At 63.1% G+C, this 16,982-nt stretch carries 15 protein-coding genes; 1 reads left to right on the top strand and 14 read right to left on the bottom strand.

Translation table 11 applies throughout. The features are described from left to right. Nucleotides 1–85: 85 nt before the first annotated feature. The 6 genes from murB to ftsW form a co-directional block, all read right to left on the bottom strand. On the bottom strand, nucleotides 86–1,006 hold the full coding sequence (gene murB / locus FGE21_RS10160) for a UDP-N-acetylmuramate dehydrogenase (RefSeq protein ID WP_139663182.1): 921 nt from the start codon (nucleotides 1,004–1,006) through the stop codon (nucleotides 86–88). Nucleotides 1,007–1,151: 145 nt separating this feature from the next. Continuing rightward, the gene (locus FGE21_RS10155; protein ID WP_139663181.1) at nucleotides 1,152–1,403 is read right to left on the bottom strand and encodes a DUF2484 family protein; all 252 of its coding nucleotides are present in this window, start codon (nucleotides 1,401–1,403) and stop codon (nucleotides 1,152–1,154) included. After that, nucleotides 1,400–1,651, bottom strand: coding sequence for a UDP-N-acetylmuramate--alanine ligase (locus FGE21_RS10150; protein ID WP_139663180.1), 252 nt, complete (start codon nucleotides 1,649–1,651; stop codon nucleotides 1,400–1,402). Before FGE21_RS10150 ends, FGE21_RS10155 begins: the two co-directional genes overlap by 4 nt. Then, entirely contained in the window at nucleotides 1,648–3,045 is a 1,398-nt protein-coding gene (gene murC / locus FGE21_RS10145; RefSeq protein WP_139663179.1) for a UDP-N-acetylmuramate--L-alanine ligase, read from the bottom strand. The genes FGE21_RS10150 and murC overlap by 4 nt, the downstream gene beginning before the upstream one ends. Continuing rightward, a complete protein-coding gene (locus tag FGE21_RS10140) occupies nucleotides 3,042–4,139 on the bottom strand; it encodes a UDP-N-acetylglucosamine--N-acetylmuramyl-(pentapeptide) pyrophosphoryl-undecaprenol N-acetylglucosamine transferase (protein WP_139663178.1) in 1,098 nt (365 codons plus the stop codon). Before FGE21_RS10140 ends, murC begins: the two co-directional genes overlap by 4 nt. Before the next feature lie 53 nt (nucleotides 4,140–4,192). Continuing rightward, nucleotides 4,193–5,362: a putative lipid II flippase FtsW gene (gene ftsW, locus FGE21_RS10135; RefSeq protein ID WP_139663177.1), complete on the bottom strand. Its 1,170-nt coding sequence runs from the start codon at nucleotides 5,360–5,362 to the stop codon at nucleotides 4,193–4,195. A 221-nt stretch (nucleotides 5,363–5,583) separates the two neighbouring features. On the opposite strand from ftsW, the gene FGE21_RS10130 reads away from it, so the two are divergent. Next, the gene (locus tag FGE21_RS10130) at nucleotides 5,584–6,759 is read left to right on the top strand and encodes an NAD(P)/FAD-dependent oxidoreductase (RefSeq protein WP_139663176.1); all 1,176 of its coding nucleotides are present in this window, start codon (nucleotides 5,584–5,586) and stop codon (nucleotides 6,757–6,759) included. A gap of 169 nt (nucleotides 6,760–6,928) precedes the next feature. Here FGE21_RS10130 and murD read toward each other — a convergent pair whose 3' ends face one another. From murD to mraZ, 8 genes are all read right to left on the bottom strand, one after another. After that, nucleotides 6,929–8,332, bottom strand: a complete 1,404-nt coding sequence (gene murD, locus FGE21_RS10125) for a UDP-N-acetylmuramoyl-L-alanine--D-glutamate ligase (protein ID WP_139663175.1) — start codon at nucleotides 8,330–8,332, stop codon at nucleotides 6,929–6,931. 312 nt (nucleotides 8,333–8,644) lie between these two features. Then, nucleotides 8,645–9,727 carry a phospho-N-acetylmuramoyl-pentapeptide-transferase gene (gene mraY, locus FGE21_RS10120; RefSeq protein ID WP_139663174.1) on the bottom strand — a complete coding sequence of 361 codons (1,083 nt, stop codon included), beginning with the start codon at nucleotides 9,725–9,727 and terminating at the stop codon, nucleotides 8,645–8,647. A gap of 40 nt (nucleotides 9,728–9,767) precedes the next feature. Further along, a complete protein-coding gene (gene murF / locus FGE21_RS10115) occupies nucleotides 9,768–11,159 on the bottom strand; it encodes a UDP-N-acetylmuramoyl-tripeptide--D-alanyl-D-alanine ligase (RefSeq protein ID WP_139663173.1) in 1,392 nt (463 codons plus the stop codon). Beyond that, nucleotides 11,156–12,640 (bottom strand): UDP-N-acetylmuramoyl-L-alanyl-D-glutamate--2,6-diaminopimelate ligase, encoded by a 1,485-nt coding sequence (locus FGE21_RS10110; RefSeq protein ID WP_139663172.1) that lies wholly within the window; start codon nucleotides 12,638–12,640, stop codon nucleotides 11,156–11,158. Before FGE21_RS10110 ends, murF begins: the two co-directional genes overlap by 4 nt. 14 nt (nucleotides 12,641–12,654) lie before the next feature. Further along, nucleotides 12,655–14,439, bottom strand: a complete 1,785-nt coding sequence (locus tag FGE21_RS10105) for a penicillin-binding protein 2 (protein ID WP_139663171.1) — start codon at nucleotides 14,437–14,439, stop codon at nucleotides 12,655–12,657. Then, nucleotides 14,436–14,783 carry a cell division protein FtsL gene (locus tag FGE21_RS10100; RefSeq protein WP_139663170.1) on the bottom strand — a complete coding sequence of 116 codons (348 nt, stop codon included), beginning with the start codon at nucleotides 14,781–14,783 and terminating at the stop codon, nucleotides 14,436–14,438. The genes FGE21_RS10105 and FGE21_RS10100 overlap by 4 nt, the downstream gene beginning before the upstream one ends. Then, nucleotides 14,783–15,772 (bottom strand): 16S rRNA (cytosine(1402)-N(4))-methyltransferase RsmH, encoded by a 990-nt coding sequence (gene rsmH / locus FGE21_RS10095; protein ID WP_139663169.1) that lies wholly within the window; start codon nucleotides 15,770–15,772, stop codon nucleotides 14,783–14,785. Before rsmH ends, FGE21_RS10100 begins: the two co-directional genes overlap by 1 nt. Nucleotides 15,773–15,775: 3 nt before the next feature. Then, on the bottom strand, nucleotides 15,776–16,279 hold the full coding sequence (mraZ, locus tag FGE21_RS10090; protein ID WP_139663168.1) for a division/cell wall cluster transcriptional repressor MraZ: 504 nt from the start codon (nucleotides 16,277–16,279) through the stop codon (nucleotides 15,776–15,778). Nucleotides 16,280–16,982 lie beyond the last annotated feature (703 nt).

Raw genomic sequence — 16,982 nt, 5'->3', positions numbered from 1 at the left:
ACCGAACATATCAGCTATTCGGAATTCACGAAACACCCCTGAAACGGTTAGTTTATTGTATTTACCAGCTTTTTCAGGGTCATGATCATTCCGGATCACCGACGCGCATGATTTCCCATTCTAGCCAAATGCCAGAGTCCGCGTAAACCTTTTTTCGCACATTCTCGCCCAGGTTCTCAAGGTCTGCTGCTGTTGCGCCACCGGCATTGATCATGAAATTGGAATGTTTCTCGCTCATCTGAGCGCCCCCAAGCCGCGCGCCCCGCAGGCCGGCATCGTCGATCACCTTCCAGGCCTTCAGATCCATCACGTCATCCGCCTTGCCCGTGGAGGAAAACCCCGACGGATTGCGAAACGTCGAGCCTGCCGAACGCTCTTTCGTGGGCTGGCTGTCGTTCCGCTTCCTGAGCTGCGCGTCCATGCGCTCCAGCAGGGTTTCGGGATCGGCTGTCGGAGCCTTGAAGGTTGCCGACACCAGCACCGCCCCCTCCGGCAATTGGCTCTGCCGGTATTGAAATTGCAGGTCCTCCGCCGTCAGCGAGGTCAGGGTGCCGTCCCGAAGCACCACCTGAGCAGAGACCAACACATCCGCCACATAGCTGCCATAGCAGCCTGCATTCATCCGCACCGCGCCGCCGATGCTGCCGGGGATCGTGCGCAGGAAGGTCAGATCCGTCCCCGCCTCGGCTGCGCGCTTGGCCACATGGGCGTCAAGTGCGGCTGCGCCCGCGACCACTGTGCCGCCGTCAACGGCGATCTCGTTGAATCCGCGCCCGAGCCGGATAACAACCGCGCGCATCCCCCCGTCCCGCACGATCAGGTTGGACCCGACGCCCATGGGAAACACCGCGACCTCCGGCGGCAGATCCCGCAGGAAGTCCTGCAGGTCATTCAGGTCCGCAGGCTGAAACAGATGGTCGGCAGGCCCGCCCACACGCAGCCACGTCAGATCCGAAAGAGGGCGGTTCGGCGTCAAACGCCCGCGCACGGCAGGAAGGTCGGTCATGGTGGCGTGTTCCGTCAGAGTTGCGCGATGGGTTTAATGGAACCCGCACGAAGAGAAAAGGGGGAACCCCGCCGCTTTATCAGACGCCGCAGCACAGGCCCCAAGTCGATGCGACCGAGACACCGCCCAGCGGCGGCGAGGGGCGTCAACTGCTGCTGACAACGCCGCGCAACCAGCGGAACAGGTGGACAAGCGGCCAGCGCAGGATCGACATCCCCGCAACCAGGAGCGCCAGCCCCCACCAGGGGCCATTTTGATAGGTGACATAGCCCAGCAACGGAATTCCGACGCCGATGAGCGCATAGGCCTGGGTCCAGTGATTGTCCCGGCTGGGAAGCATCGCCAGCACATTGGCCACAACCACCCAGAGACAGGCCAGAATGAGAGAGAGCGTCATGACTGCAGCACCTTTCCATCGGGGCGCGGGCAGCGGCGGATGTCCGCAGGGAACAGCGCCCTGCGCAAAGTCGAGAGCGGCGCAAGCAAGCCAGACCTCGCCTCGGTCAGTCGGAGATCCCGGCAGAGGGAGCAGATCAGAACCGACGCCACAGACATCACCGCCCCTCCGGGTTCCTGTTGCGGTCGCACTGGCAGGATCGCCAGGATCGCCAGGATCGGCAGGATCGCGACCGCAGTCGCCCTCATCCGCCCAACCTGTCAGGCAAGCCATTGGCCCAGGCGGAAATCGTGCCCGCGCCAAGGCAGACGACCATGTCTCCGGGGCGGGCCTGTTCGCGCACCAGCCGTTCGAGATCATCCTCATTCAGGATTGCGCGGGCATGGCGATGGCCATGGCGGATCAGACCCGCCACCAGATCATCACGCCCGGCGCCGGCGATCGGGTCTTCTCCCGCGGCGAAGACCTCGGAAATCGCGACGACATCGGCCTCGTTGAAACAGGCGCAGAAGTCCTCGAACAGATTGGACAGCCGTGAATAGCGATGTGGCTGGTGAACTGCAATGACGCGCCCTTCGGTGGCCTGCCGCGCGGCCTTCAGCACGGCGGCAATTTCGACAGGGTGATGGCCATAGTCGTCGATAATGGTGACACCTGCGACCTCGCCCACCTTGGTGAAGCGGCGGTTGACACCGCCAAAGGCCGCCAACGCAGTCCGGATCTCGTCCATTTTCATGCCGAGATGGCGCGCCGCCGCCACCGCCGACAGGGCGTTGGACACATTGTGATCGCCCGGCATGGGCAGGCTGCAGCCCTCGATCACCTGCCCTTCGGCCTGCAGGTGGATGTCGAAATGGGCGATCCCCGCCTTGTAGGTCAGATTGGTTGCGCGCACATCGGCCTGCGCGTTGAACCCGTAGGTCACCACCCGCCGGTCAGAAATCCGGCCCACCAGGGCCTGTACCTCGGCGTGATCGGTGCAGCAGATCGCAAGCCCATAGAACGGTATGTTCGATACGAATTCGTAGAACCCGTCCCGCAGCCGGTCGAAATCGCCCCAATGCTCCATATGTTCCGGGTCGATATTGGTGACGACGGCAATCGTCGCGGGCAGACGGTTGAAAGTGCCATCGGATTCGTCGGCCTCCACCACCATCCATTCGCCCTGCCCCATGCGCGCGTTGGAGCCATAGGCGTGGATGATACCGCCGTTCACCACTGTCGGGTCAAACCCACCGGCGACCATCAGCTCTGCCATCATCGTGGTGGTCGTGGTCTTGCCATGCGTCCCGGCGATCGCGATGTTGGATTTGAGCCGCATCAGCTCCCCCAGCATCTCGGCACGGCGCACCACCGGCAGCCCCCGCAGGCGGGCCTCGTCCAGTTCCGCATTTCCGGGTTTGATAGCGGAGGAGATCACCACAACCTCGGCGTTTTCCAGATTGTCCGCCCGCTGACCTTCAAAGATCCTCGCCCCAAGCCCTTCGAGCCGCTGGGTGATCTTTGAGGATTTCAGATCCGACCCCTGCACCACATAGCCGAGGTTCAACAGGACTTCGGCAATACCGGACATGCCAATGCCGCCAATGCCGACAAAGTGGATCGGACCGACATCGCCGGGCAATTTGGTGGCTGGGGTCATTCTGTTTCTTCCTCTGCCAGATGTTCGACAAGCGCCACGAGACGATCGGTGGCATTGGGCACGCCCGCATCAAGCGCCGCATGCGCCATCTGCGTGGCCCCCTGCGCCTGGCTCAGGACCGAGGCGATTTGCTCTGACAGCGATGCGGTGTCAAGGGCGCTTTCGGGGATCAGGACCGCAGCGCCGGCCTCCACCAGCCCACGTGCATTGGCGGTTTGCTCATCCCGGATGGCAGCGGCCAGGGGGATCAGGATCGACGGGCGGCCAATGACCGATATATCCGCGACCGACGAGGCGCCTGCGCGCGAGATCACCAGCTGCGCCTCGCTCATCCGGGCGGGCACATCGTGGAAAAAGGGCTGAACATCGGCGGTGATGCCCTGTGCGGCATAGAATTCCGAGACCCGCGCGCTGTCTTCGTCGCGTGCCTGATGCGAGACGCGCAGGTGGCCGCGGATTTCCGGCGGCAAGGCGGCAATCGCGCCCGGCACCACATCCGACAGGATCCGCGCACCCTGGCTGCCGCCCATCACAAGCACCGACATCGGATAGTCACCGGGGGGAATATAGGCTGCGGCCGCGCGCTCCCGCACCGCTGCGCGTACCGGGTTGCCCACATGTATGCCATTGGCCCCCTCCGGCAGCTCGGTCGGCCAGACACCGCAGGCCACATGATGCACCCGCGTGGCAAAAAGCTGGTTCACGCGCCCCAGCACGCCATTTTGTTCGTGGAGCATGCGCGGCAGCCCCAAAAGCGTCGCCGCCCCCAGCGCCGGAATTGACGGGTAGCCGCCAAAGCCGATCACCACATCCGGTCTGTCGCGCCGCATCGCCATCGCCATCGATGCAACACCGCCGGCTATTTTCGGCGCCACCAGCGCTTTGGCAAGCAGACCGCCCCGCGCGAAGGTGCCCGAGGAGACCTGCGTGATCTCTGTCATATGCGGAAAGCCGCCGGTGTAGCGGGCGCCGCGCGCGTCGGTGGACAGTTTCACCCGCCACCCGCGCCGCAGCATCTCCTCGGCCAGCGCCTGCGCCGGGAACATATGGCCTCCGGTGCCGCCCGCTGCCATCAGGAGCAGTTTCTGTGTCATATCTTGCCTGCCTTCGCACTTCTTCTCGTTATGCCGGTGTCCTGTTCACCCGCTCAGCCGCGGCCACGGCCCCGCAGCGCATCCGCGATTTCGCCCTGAGGCCGTGACCGGGTGAACGCCAGCAGCATACCCATCGCGATGCCGCCTGCAATGAGGGACGACCCGCCGTAGCTGACGAACGGCAAAGTCATGCCTTTCGCCGGCAGCAGCCGCACCGCAACCCCCATGTTGATCATCGCCTGAACGCCGAAGGTACAGGCCAGACCGGCGCCTGCGAGACGAATGAAAGTATCGCGCTCCCGCATCAGGCGGAACAGCGACCGCACCACGATCATGGCGTAGAGCAGGATGATGATGGACACGAGCACGAGACCGTATTCTTCGGCGGCAACCGCAATGATGAAATCGGTATGCGCATCCGGCAGCGACCATTTCACCTGCCCCTCGCCGACGCCGACACCGAATAGACCGCCTTCCCTGATGGCGTTGGTGGCATAGCCCAGCTGCGTGGTCGGATCGAGATCAGGATTGAGGAACCCGTCAATCCGGCGCGCGAAATGTTCGGAACTGGAATAGGCGATGGTGCCGCCAAAGATCACCACCGCTGCCATGGCCACCAGCAGCAGCATCGGCGCGCCGGCGACAAAATACATCACGCCCCACCCGAACAGGATCAGACAGGCCTGACCGAAATCAGGCTGCATCACCAAAAGCATGACCACCGAGAGGCAGAGCCCGAAGGACAGCAACGTCCCCGGCGGGCCATAGATCTGTTGGCTGGCCGCGATCATCCAGGCCGCCAGCACGATGAACCCCGGCTTCAGGAACTCCGACGGCTGCATGGAGGCAAAACCGAGGCTGTACCAGCGCACCGCGCCCTTGCCAAAGTCGGTGCCAAAGATCGGCAACAGCGCCAGGGCCACAAAGGCACAGGCGAAACCGACCACAGCAAGCCGACGGACCAGCGTCGGTGACATCATCGAGGTCAGCACCATGGCCACCAGAGCCGTCGACCCAAACACGGCCTGCCGCTGCACGTAATGGAAATTGTCAAACCCGTTGCGCGCGGCGAGCGGCACCGACGCCGCAAGCCCCAAAAGCAACCCCACCACGAAGAGCGTGATGATAAAGGTCATCGTCCACTTATCTAGCGTCCGCCACCATTTCGGGAGGATCGGCTCCCCCTCTTGCGCGGGAAGCGCGCCATAGACCATCTCAGTCATGGTTTCACTGCCTTGGGTTGTGCCAATTTTGCCTCGAGTATACCCCGTTTTCGGGATTTATTAGCCAAACCCTAACCCGGTTAGCCGGCACAGGCCAGTCTCTTCCTGCGGTGCCGGGCGTAAAATCCCTGTCAATGAGGCAGAGCGCAGCGTTTCATGCGAGAGCGCCCCCCCGGCACGCGCGGGTTGCGCCGTTTGGGCTTTCGTGTTCGATGCAGCCCATGCAGATACGAACCTTGATTCTCGGCGCTGGCGCGGCTGGCATGATGTGCGCGGCCCATGCAGGGGGCGATTGCCTCGTGATCGATCACGCCAGGACCCCGGGTGAGAAGATCCGCATTTCGGGGGGCGGCCGCTGCAATTTCACCAACCTCTATGCCAGTGCCGAGAATTACATTTCCGCAAACCCCCATTTCTGCAAGTCGGCGCTGGCGCGCTACACGCAATGGGACTTCATTTCACTGGTGGACCGGCACGGCATCGACTGGCACGAGAAAACCCTGGGCCAGCTGTTTTGTGATGCCTCGGCGAAACAGATCGTGGCGATGCTGGTGAGCGAACTGCGCGCGGCGGGCGCCGACCTTTGGTTGCAAACCTCGGTGTCTGGTGTCACCCGCTCGCCGGAGGGATTCGTGGTCAAGCTGGAGCGCGAGGGCAAGCCGGTCACCATATCCGCCCGAAATCTGGTCCTTGCGACGGGTGGCAAATCGATCCCCAAGATGGGCGCCACCGGCCTTGCCTATGATCTGGCACGGCAATTTGGCCTGCCCGTTACGGACACCCGGCCCGGACTTGTCCCTTTCACATTTGCCGAAGACAGGTTCAGACCATTGGCCGGGCTTGCCGTGCCTGCCCGGCTCTCGAATGCACGGGCAAGTTTCGACGAAGCCTTGCTGTTCACCCATCGCGGCCTGTCCGGCCCCTCGGTTCTGCAGCTCTCCAGTTACTGGCAGGAGGGCGAGGAGATCCGCGTTCATCTGCTGCCTGAGCTTGATCTGTTTGCCGCCCTGCGCGCGCAGCGTCAGGACAGCGGCCGCAAGGATCTGACCACGGAACTGGCGCGCCACCTGCCGGCCCGGCTGGTCGACGCATTGGCGCAAGACTGGTCGCTGCAGGGCCGGCTTGCCGACCAATCCGACGCTGCGTTGCAACAGCTCTGCGAGCGACTGCACAACTGGCCGCTGAAACCCACCGGCACCGAGGGCTACCGCACTGCGGAGGTCACCTTGGGCGGGATCGACACCGATGCCTTGTCATCGCGGTCGATGGAAGCGCAATCGGTACCGGGCCTCTATGCCATTGGCGAGGCCGTCGATGTCACAGGCTGGCTGGGGGGATACAATTTTCAATGGGCCTGGGCCTCGGGTCATGCCGCCGGCACCGCAATCCGTGGCTGAGCCCCAAGACGGGGCCCGCGATGGAAACCTACGACGGGGGCTTGCCGCCAGACACCATGAGCGGGCGCCCCATCTCAAGCTGCGGTGATGATCCGGCGATGATCTCGCTATGATCTCACGATGACCCTGCGACGATCTGAGCAGATATGGCCCGACCAAACGGCACGCGCTATTGCGCCAGCCGGGCCTGCACGTGGGCAATGAAATCATCTCCCCGGCCCTCGAAGCTGTCATATTGATCGAAACTGGCCGCAGCCGGTGCCAGCAACACCGTTTCACCCGCGCCTGCATCCTCCATCGCCCGGGCGACGGCCTGCTCCATCGTGGTGCAGACCTCGGCCTCCACGTTCAGTTGCATGGCAAATTGCGCCGCCTCCCGCCCGATGACATATGCACGGATCACTTCGCCCGTCGCGCCCTTCAGCGCCTCCAGCCCACCCTCTTTTTCCAGACCGCCACATATCCATCGGATTTTCTTGAACGCACTCAGCGCCTTGGCTGCGCTGTCCACATTGGTCGCCTTGCTGTCGTTGACATAGGCCACACCCGCCGCCTCAGCGACGCGCTGGCTGCGATGCGGCAGGCCCGGATAGGTTTTCATTGCCGCCTCGATCACCCGCGGCGCGAGGCCGAGCGTGCGGGCGGCAGCATAGGCCGCGCAGGCGTTCTGGTGGTTATGCGCGCCGGGCAAGCCGGGGATCGCGCGCAGGTCGATTGACCCCGCCTGGCGGCCTTTGCGGTATTCCGACAGGAAGCCTTTGCGCGCGAATACAGTCCAGCCCGCATCACCGCTGAGCTTCTGACCGGACGAAATCCGGATCACCCGGTCGTCAGACGGCCCCTCGCTCAGCTGACCGGCGAGAAACAGGCCCTCGTCCTCGTCGACGCCAATGATCGCCCGGTCCGGGCCACCTTCGGCGAACAACCGGCGCTTGGCCGCGAAATACCCGCCCATGCCCGCATGCCGGTCCAGATGATCCGGGGTCAGATTGGTGAAGACAGCGACATCCGGGGTCAGCGCCCGGGCCAGGTCGGTCTGGTAGGAGGACAGCTCCAGCACCACGACGCCTCCGTCAAGGGGCGGGTCAATGTCCAGCACGCCGCGGCCGATATTCCCGGCCATCTGGCTGTCGCGACCAACATGTTCGAGGATATGATGCAACAGCGCAACCGTGGTGGATTTGCCATTGGAGCCGGTGATCGCGACCACCTTGGGCGCGGTATCGAACTCCTCCCATTCCGAGGTCGCGACGGAGCGGAAGAACAAGCCGATGTCATTGTCCACCGGCACGCCCGCCGCCAAGGCGCGCTTCACCACCGGATTTGGTTTCGGATAGAGATGCGGAATGCCGGGCGACACAATCAGGGCAGAAATGTCATCGAACGCATCCGCTTTCATCAGGTCGCGACAGGCAAAACCCTCGGCTTCGGCGCGCGCCCTTGCAGCCGGGTTGTCATCCCAGCAGATCGCCTCCGCCTCTCCTGCGGCCAGCGCCCGCGCCGTTGCCAACCCGGAGCGTCCCAGCCCCAGCACCGCCACCTTGTGACCGGTGACACCTCTTACCGGGATCATGCTCTACCTCGCCTGTCGTCTGTGATATGCCGGGGACCTTGCACCTGAGTGTCCGCGATTTGCAAGCGCCTCCCGCCTGGATCGCTTGCCCGGTGTGCACCCGGCATCCCTGCGCCGTCCCAAACCGCGCTGATGTGCTGCGGACCGCCCGCATCCTGCACCGGCGCGCGCAGCGCGCCCGGCCCAACGCTTTGCTCCGTATCGTCAGATGCGGCGCAAAGGGGCGGGAGCGCGCCCCCCTTGGTGGCAAAACCGTCCGGTGACATCTGGGTCCCGGACGTTTTCATCTGTATTTCAGACTTTCATTCGCGGTCAGCGAACTTTCAAAGTGGCCAGGCCGATCATCGCCAGGATCAAGGAGATGATCCAGAACCGGATCACGATCGTTGGTTCTGCCCAGCCCTTTTTCTCATAGTGATGATGGATCGGCGCCATCAGGAACACGCGCTTGCCGGTCCGCTTGAAATACAGCACCTGAATGATGACCGAGAGCGCCTCGACCACGAACAACCCGCCGACAATCGCCAGCACCAGCTCATGTTTGGTGGCGACCGCAATTGCCCCCAACGCGCCGCCGAGCGCAAGCGACCCTGTGTCGCCCATGAAAACCGCTGCCGGAGGTGCATTGTACCACAAAAAGCCCAAGCCGCCCCCGAACAAGGCCGCGGAAAAGATCAGAATCTCTCCCGTGCCCGGCACATAATGCACGTCGAGGTATTCGGTGAAATCGACCCGTCCTACCGCATAGGCGATAATCCCGAGCGCCCCTGCCGCAATCATCACCGGCATGATCGCCAGACCATCGAGCCCATCCGTCAGGTTGACCGCATTGGCCGCGCCCACAATGACACAGATGCAAAACGGCACATACAACAAGCCAAGATTCACGAGTGTGTCCTTGAAAACCGGCAGGGCCAACTGATTTTGCAGCCCCGCGGGATGGCTCCAACTGGCCCAGAGCGCAGCGATGATCGCGATGGCGAAACCCAGTCCCAAACGCACCTTTCCCGGCACGCCCTTGGTGTTCTGCTTGGACACTTTGGCATAGTCATCGGCAAACCCGATGAGACCAAAGGACAGGGTGACAAACAGAACCAGCCAGACAAACGGATTGTCCCAGCGCGCCCAGACCAGCGTCGAGAATACCAGAGCACCAACGATCAAAAGCCCCCCCATCGTCGGCGTCCCCGCTTTGGCCAGATGGCCCTCAGGTCCGTCGTCGCGGATCGGTTGACCCTTACCTTGCCGTTTGCGCAACACGTTGATCAACGGCCTGCCAAACACAAAGCCGAAAACCAGCGCCGTCAGGAACGCTCCGCCTGCGCGGAAGGTGATGTAGCGGAAGAGATTGAAGAAATCCCCCCCATCCGACAGAGCGGTCAACCAGTAGAGCATTCCGATGCGGCCCCTGTTTTAAGTGAACTGAATATGAGTGTCATGAAGGTGACCTGCCTTGACCGATTTCACGGATCGCGTCAACCACACGTCGCATCTGCATATAGAGCGACCCCTTGGCGAGAACGACATCGCCGCCCCGGATGTGAGTGTGGATTTCATCGGCAATCTGCTGACTGGTCTCCACAGACGGCCCGCGCTTGTCTTCCGGCAAGGCGGCATGGAGGCTCTGCATTAGAGGGCCGATGCAATGAACCCTGTCGATCTTCTCCAGAGCAGGCAGCTCAGACAGGGCCCGGTGAAGATCCGCAGTATCAGGACCAAGTTCCCCCATATCCCCCAGAAACGCGATGCGGCGCCCGTCGCTCGGCGTCGCCGCCAGCACCTCCAGCGCCGCCGCAACCGAGGTCGGGTTGGCGTTATAGGCATCGTCCAGCACCGTCACCGGCCCGCCTGGCAGATCGACAGTGAACCGCGCGCCGCGCCCCTGAACCGGCGCCCACTCGGCCAATCCCGCCAACGCCAGATCCAGATCCCCACCGAGCGCGGTGACAGCGGCCAATGCCCCAATTGCGTTCATCGCAAAATGCGCGCCAAGGGAGCGGATCTCGGCGGTGACGCTCTGCCCTTCAAACTCAAACCCCGCCCGGGTGGCGGTCTCCGTCAGATCGACCGACCGCAATTTATACGTCTCGGCCGATCGTCCGAACCAGCGCAGCGCACAGCCCGTCGTCGCGGCTGCGTCGCCCAGAATCGCGCTGACATCCAGATCTGCGTTCAGCACCGCTGTGCCGCCCGGCTCCAGCCCGTCGAGGATTGCGGCCTTTTCACGGGCAATTCCCGCAACATCGTCAAACGCTTCCAGATGAACCGCCGCAACAGTCGTCACCATCGCCACGTGAGGACGGGCCTGGCGCGCCAGCGGCGCAATCTCGCCCGGGTGATTCATGCCGATCTCGATCACCGCGAATTCAGTGTCTGCGGGCATCCGCGCCAAGGTCAGCGGCACGCCCCAATGGTTGTTGTAGCTGGCCACCGCCGCATGGGTCCGCCCCTGCGGCGCCAGCATCGCGGACAGCATTTCCTTGGTCGAGGTCTTTCCGACCGAGCCGGTGACCGCGACCACCCGGGCCGCTGTCCGCGCCCGCCCGGCACGGCCCAGAGCCTCAAGGCCACGCTGTACATCATCGACGATCAGCAACGGCGCCGTCGCGGGCAGCCCTGCGGGCACGCGCGACACCAGCGCAGCGCCTGCGCCCTTTTCCAGGGCCTGCGCCACAAAATCATGGCCATCCCGTGCCGCAGTCAACGCCACAAACAGATCGCCCGGCTCCAGACTGCGCGTGTCGATGGAAATCCCGTCGACAGCCCAGTCACCGACGGCCCGTCCTCCGGTTGCGGCTGCGGCGTCTTTTGCGGTCCAGAGGCTCATACCATTCTCCCGTCCAGCGCGGCGACCGCCATGCTGGCCTGCTCCACGTCATCAAAGGGCAGCACATCGGTGCCGACGATCTGACCGGTCTCATGGCCCTTGCCACAAATCAAAAGCGCATCGCCCGGCGCCAGCATATCGACACCGCGCAGGATGGCCTCGGCGCGGTCGCCCACATTCATCGCCCCCGGCGCCCCCCCCATCACGGCGGCCCGGATCGCGTCCGGATCCTCGCTGCGCGGGTTGTCATCGGTCACGATCACCGCGTCGGCGGCCTCATGCGCCGCCTGGCCCATCAACGGGCGCTTGCCCGCGTCCCGATCCCCGCCGGCACCGACAATAGCCACCAACCTCCCCAACACATGGGGCCGCAGCGCCTTGATCGCGGTGGCGACAGCGTCGGGCGTATGGGCATAGTCAACAAACACGGTCGCGCCATTGTTGCGCGTTGCGGCCAACTGCATCCGGCCGCGCACGGTGGTCAGATGGGGAAGTGTCTCAAAAACCTGCTCGGGCACCTCGCCACTGGCAATCGCCAGACCGGCAGCCACCAGAACGTTTTCCGCCTGAAACCCCCCAATGAGATTGAGCCGCACGCCAAAGGGGCGGTCGTGCCAGGCAAAGCGGATATCCTGCCCGGTGGCATCCACCCGCACCCCCTGCAGCGCCAGATCGCCGAGACCGCGCCCGACGGTGATGACCTCCTGCCCCCGCGCGGCAGCGATTGCCCGCATTTCCGTACCGCGCGGATCCGACATGTTGATGACCGCCACGCCATCCTCGGAGAGCACCCGCCGAAACAAGCCCGCCTTGGCGGCGAAATAGGCCTCGAAGGTCTCGTGATAATCCAGGTGATCCTGGGTGAAATTGGTGAACCCCGCAGCCTGCAGGTGCACGCCGTCCAACCGGCGCTGGTCCAACCCGTGAGAGGAGGCCTCCATCGCGGCATGGGTCACGCCGGCCGCAGCCGCCGCAGCCAAAGCCCGGTGCAGCGTGATCGGCTCCGGCGTGGTATGGGCCAAGGGGTGGCTCCACGCGCCTTCAATTCCGGTTGTCCCGAGGTTGACGGCGCTGTGTCCCAGCTCCGTCCAGATCATCCGCAGGAATGTCGCCACTGAGGTCTTGCCATTGGTGCCGGTGACCGCCGCCATCGTCGGCGGCTGTCCGCCGAACCACAGGGCCGCCGCACCGGACAGCGCCTGGCGCGGATCCTCCGCGATCACCAGAGCTGCCCCGGCAGCCGCAATGGCCTCTCCCGCGATCTCCGCGCCCCGCGCGTCGGTCAAAACGGCGCAGGCCCCCAGCCCGAGGACCTGTGCCACGAATTCCGCACCATGCACCCGCGATCCCGGCAACGCCGCAAAGACAAAGCCCTTGCGCACCTCGCGGCTGTCCACGGCCAACCCCGATATAACAGGATCGACGCCCCCGCGGGCGGTCAGTCCCAACTGGCTGAGCTTGAGCGGTTGTCTGTCTGTCATGAGGGTCCCACCGGTTAGTTTGAGGTGAGAGTTACACCAGAGACACGTGCAGGTTCAATCTGTGGTCTGAGGCCAAGCAAAGGCGCGAGCCGGGCGATCATTTCAGCGGCCACCGGTGCGGCGGTCCAGCCGGCGGTGCGGCGCTCTTCGCCATAGGCAACCACTTCCGGCTCATCGAGCGTTACGACAAGGACATATTTCGGGTTGCTGACCGGGAACACCGACGCGAATGTGGCGATCACCTTGTCCTCATAATACCCGCCCATCGGTTTGGGTTTGTCGGCGGTTCCGGTCTTGCCGCCCACCTCATAGCCCTTGACCTCGGCAAAGGATGCGGTGCCTTCGCTCACCACGCGGCGCAGCATGGCAAGAGAGGCCTCTGCCACCTCGCGCCGCATCACACGGGGACCATACTGCGGCCCGCTCTGTTTCAGCAGCGTCGGCGCCACGTAGTTGCCGCCGTTCGCAATCGCCGCATAGCCGGCCGCAAGGTGCATCGGCGTCGTGGAGATCCCGTGACCGTAGGAAATCGTCATGGCCGACAACTCCGACCAGTTCTTGGGCAGCAGCGGCTGTCCGCCGGTGGCTTCGACAATCTCGAACGGGGTCGGCTCCAGCATTCCGAGATCTTTGAGGAAACTGCGCTGGCGCTCGGCGCCGATCTGTTGCGCCAACCGCGCGGTGCCGATGTTGGAGGACTTCTCGATGATCTTGGAAACCGTCAACTCTTTACCGTAGTTGTGGAAATCGCGAATGGAGAATTTGCCCCAGCGCAGGGGGCCGCGAATATCCACGACGCTCTCCGGCGAAACCAGCCCCAGCTCCATCGCCTGTGCGGCCGCAAAAATCTTGAAGGTCGAGCCCAGTTCATAGACCCCCTGAACAGACCGGTTGAACAGCGGGCTTTGCGAGGGATCAAACCCGCTGGTCGGGGGGCGTGGACGTTCATTTGGATCGAAATCCGGCAAGGAGACGACCGAAACCACCTCGCCGGTGTGCACATCCATCAGGATCGACGTCGCACCCTTGGCATTCATCAGCTTCATGCCACCGTAGAGCACCTCTTCGGCGGCGTCCTGAACCGACAGATCCAGGCTGAGCGTCAACGGCTTGCCCGCATTGGCAGGGTCGCGCAGGACTTCGTCAAACTGCTTCTCCACCCCGGCCACACCGATCACTTCGGCCGCGTTCACCCCCTCTTTGCCAAAGGAGGCGCCGCCAAGAACATGCGAGGCCAGTCGGCCATTCGGATAGAGCCGCATCTCGCGCGGGCCGAACATGAGCCCGGGATCGCCGATGTCATGCACCGCCTGCATTTGCTCGGGGCTGATTTTCTTCTTTATCCACAGGAACTTGCGCTTTCCGGTGAAATCCTGAAGCAGGCGGTCGCGGTCCAGATCAGGAAAGATCGCCGCCAGCTTGTCAGCCGATGCGACCGGATCGACCATCTGCGGCGGCTGCGCATAGAGCGAATGGGTCTCGAAATTGGTTGCCAGTATGCGCCCCGACCGATCCACAATATCTGCGCGCTGGTTGGCGATGACACTGCCACCGGTGGCCGCGACCGGCTCGGACGGCTCCGATGTCGCCATAAACGCCATCCGGCCGCCGATCGCGACATAGGCGCAGACAAAAAACGCCGCCAGCACCAGAAGCCGCCCTTCGGCGCGGGTGCGGGCCTGCGCTTCCATGTCCCGGTGGCGTTGGGCAAGGTTCTCACGCTCGATCAGATCCGGATTTTCTCCCCGCGCCCGTGCAGGCAGGACGCGGGCCAGCGGGCGCAGCGGTGTACGGATCATTGGTCGTCCTCCCGGCCATAGGCCGAAACCTCGACGCCCTCTTCGATCACCAGACCGGAGGATGGGTAGGAGACCTCATCCACGCGACCGAACTGATCCGGGCGCAAGGGCAACAGGCCAAGCCGGTCAAAATTGATCTCTGCCAGCTCCCGCAGCCGGTCCGGCCGGTTGAGATAGGCCCATTCGGCACGCAACACACTCAGCCGGACCTGAGAGGCGGCGATCTGGCTGCGCAGGGCCCGGGTTTCCTTCAACACCTGCTGGGTCGCGTAATTCTCGCGATAGGCCCAGAACGCCAGACCAAAGACCGCAAGGATTGTCAGAAGATAGGCCAGTGTGCGCATCAACGGGTTTCTTTCAACTGCGGCATGCTCAGGTCTTTGGCGGAAATATCCACCGGGGCGGCCTCCGTGCGCCGGCCCACGCGCAGCCGCGCTGACCGCGACCGAGGGTTCTGCGCCAGTTCTTCGTCGTCCGGCCCCACCGCCTTGCGGGTGACCAATTCGAACTGGCTCGGCGTTTCGGCGATTTCAGGCGCATATCGATTGGCGTTGCCGGTCTTGTTGGCGCGGTGCTGGAAGAACCGCTTGACCATCCGGTCCTCGACCGAGTGAAAGGTCACGACCGCCAGCAGGCCACCGGGCTTCAGCGCCCGCTCTGCGGCCAAAAGCCCGCCCATCAGCTCTTCATATTCGCCGTTGACCGCAATCCGCAGCGCCTGAAAGCTGCGGGTCGCAGGATGGGACTGCCCCGGCTTTGCCCGCGGCAGACAGCTTTCTACGATCTGGGCAAGACGCAGGGTCGTGGTGATCGGCGCCTCGGCCCGCGCGGCGACGATTGCCTTGGCGATGCGGCGACTGGCCCGCTCCTCGCCAAAGTGGTACAGAATATCGGCGATCTGCACATCCGTGAGCTCGGCCACCAGATCCGCAGCCGACGGGCCCTCCTGGCTCATCCGCATATCAAGCGGGCCGTCCTTCATGAAGGAAAATCCCCGCTCCGCCAGATCGAGCTGCATCGAGGACACGCCGAGATCCAGAACCACGCCATCCAGATCGCTGGCGTACTCATCCATCTGCGAGAAAACACCCTGCTGCAGAACCAGCCGATCCCCGTATTCCGCGGCCCAAGCCCTGGCCATTTCAAACGCAAGAGGATCACGGTCGACACCGATCACCTGATCCGCGCCCGCCGCCAGCAGGCCTTTGGTGTAGCCCCCCGCCCCGAAGGTCCCGTCAAGCCACCGCCCCGTCACCGGCGCCACCGCAGCAAGCAGCGGCTTCAGCAACACGGGAACATGGGGACCGGAGTGTCTGGGCGTGCGGTCCGTCATCTCTTACGCGCCTCCGGCGCCATCCAGGAATTCCATCGGATCGAAGTCATCCGGCAGCTCTTCCATCAGTTTCTCTGCTTCGGCCATCTCGACCTCATCATAGGTCTCAGGCTTCCAGATCTGAAAGGTGTCGCCAGATGCGATGAAAAAGGCCTCACCCTGAAGGCCGACCTTCTGCCGCAGCTTTGCAGGCAACACAAGACGTCCGGTCTCATCCACGGTTGTCGGCAAGGATTGGCCATTGAACATGCGTTCCAGAATTTTACGCCCCTTCGAGCCCCGCGGCAAAGCGGCAATCTTGGCATCGACTTCTTCGATGGCCTCCATCGTGAAACATTCAAGATACTGTCGGCGGTGATCTCCGTAGACGATCACCAGCTCCGGGTTGTCACCGGGCTGCCAGTTCGGATCAGAGGCTTCCAGCACACGGCGAAAAGAGGCCGGAATAGACACCCGCCCCTTGCTATCGACCTTGTGATGGCTTTCGCCTCTGAACCTGCGGCCCACTGCGCCGTTCCTTCCGCGCCCCTTGCGCCATTGCCCTGACCCCGCACCGGGGCCTTAAAACCAAAAGGGGCGAGCTGATCCGCTGCCACCGATCAACCCGCCACCTTGACCCGCCATGCGGGGTGTCCGACTGCGCGCGCCACCTGGGGGGATGTCTGCTCGCCCGCGCGCCGGATCTCTTGCCTGATGAAAGCGAAGGCCTGTATGAAACCTGCCGTTTTGTAAGGTTGGGGTCGTTTTGCGCCCCGATGCTCTTCGTGTTCATCCGATGTCATAGGAATACATGGGAAAGCATGGTCCATGCAACCCACTTTCACACCACATTAAGCAAGAATCGGCAGAACGAGACCGATATTGAGGAAAATCTCAAGACAACAATTTCAAAATTACTGCATATTGTGTCATATTTTGATCAGTGCCCCAAATGTATGAACAGGTGAGCTTTTGATCTTTTGCCCATATTTTCCCATTTTATTCCGACGGCCAGCCTCAGACGCGAACTTCGCCACATTTTGTTTTGCTTTTGTTCCAAAACATGGGCATCATATCTGCAAAAAACCCCTGCCAGAACGCGACAAGGTGATTCGTTCCATGAAGCGCCATCCATGGACCATGATTTCCCATACCCTTGAATATGTCTCATGAATGCCGAGCTGTTGGGTGGCTGACTGTAGCGTGTGTGTAGCGTGACAGACTTTCTTAC

Origin of the sequence: Phaeobacter sp. B1627, assembly GCF_006265095.1 — a bacterium.
Classification (GTDB): Bacteria; Pseudomonadota; Alphaproteobacteria; order Rhodobacterales; family Rhodobacteraceae; genus Epibacterium.
Note: the sequence above shows the minus strand (reverse complement) of the source record. Positions and strands in the feature narration are given on the sequence as shown.

Coding starts and splice junctions, on each gene's coding strand:
- FGE21_RS10140 (WP_139663178.1), bottom strand. CDS start 4,139: ATGACACAGAAACTGCTCCTGATGGCAGCGGGCGGCACCGGAGGCCAT.
- FGE21_RS10105 (WP_139663171.1), bottom strand. CDS start 14,439: ATGATCCGTACACCGCTGCGCCCGCTGGCCCGCGTCCTGCCTGCACGG.
- FGE21_RS10110 (WP_139663172.1), bottom strand. CDS start 12,640: ATGACAGACAGACAACCGCTCAAGCTCAGCCAGTTGGGACTGACCGCC.
- rsmH (WP_139663169.1), bottom strand. CDS start 15,772: ATGACGGACCGCACGCCCAGACACTCCGGTCCCCATGTTCCCGTGTTG.
- FGE21_RS10155 (WP_139663181.1), bottom strand. CDS start 1,403: ATGACGCTCTCTCTCATTCTGGCCTGTCTCTGGGTGGTTGTGGCCAAT.
- murD (WP_139663175.1), bottom strand. CDS start 8,332: ATGATCCCGGTAAGAGGTGTCACCGGTCACAAGGTGGCGGTGCTGGGG.
- FGE21_RS10130 (WP_139663176.1), top strand. CDS start 5,584: ATGCAGATACGAACCTTGATTCTCGGCGCTGGCGCGGCTGGCATGATG.
- murF (WP_139663173.1), bottom strand. CDS start 11,159: ATGAGCCTCTGGACCGCAAAAGACGCCGCAGCCGCAACCGGAGGACGG.
- murB (WP_139663182.1), bottom strand. CDS start 1,006: ATGACCGACCTTCCTGCCGTGCGCGGGCGTTTGACGCCGAACCGCCCT.
- mraY (WP_139663174.1), bottom strand. CDS start 9,727: ATGCTCTACTGGTTGACCGCTCTGTCGGATGGGGGGGATTTCTTCAAT.
- murC (WP_139663179.1), bottom strand. CDS start 3,045: ATGACCCCAGCCACCAAATTGCCCGGCGATGTCGGTCCGATCCACTTT.
- FGE21_RS10150 (WP_139663180.1), bottom strand. CDS start 1,651: ATGAGGGCGACTGCGGTCGCGATCCTGCCGATCCTGGCGATCCTGGCG.
- FGE21_RS10100 (WP_139663170.1), bottom strand. CDS start 14,783: ATGCGCACACTGGCCTATCTTCTGACAATCCTTGCGGTCTTTGGTCTG.
- ftsW (WP_139663177.1), bottom strand. CDS start 5,362: ATGACTGAGATGGTCTATGGCGCGCTTCCCGCGCAAGAGGGGGAGCCG.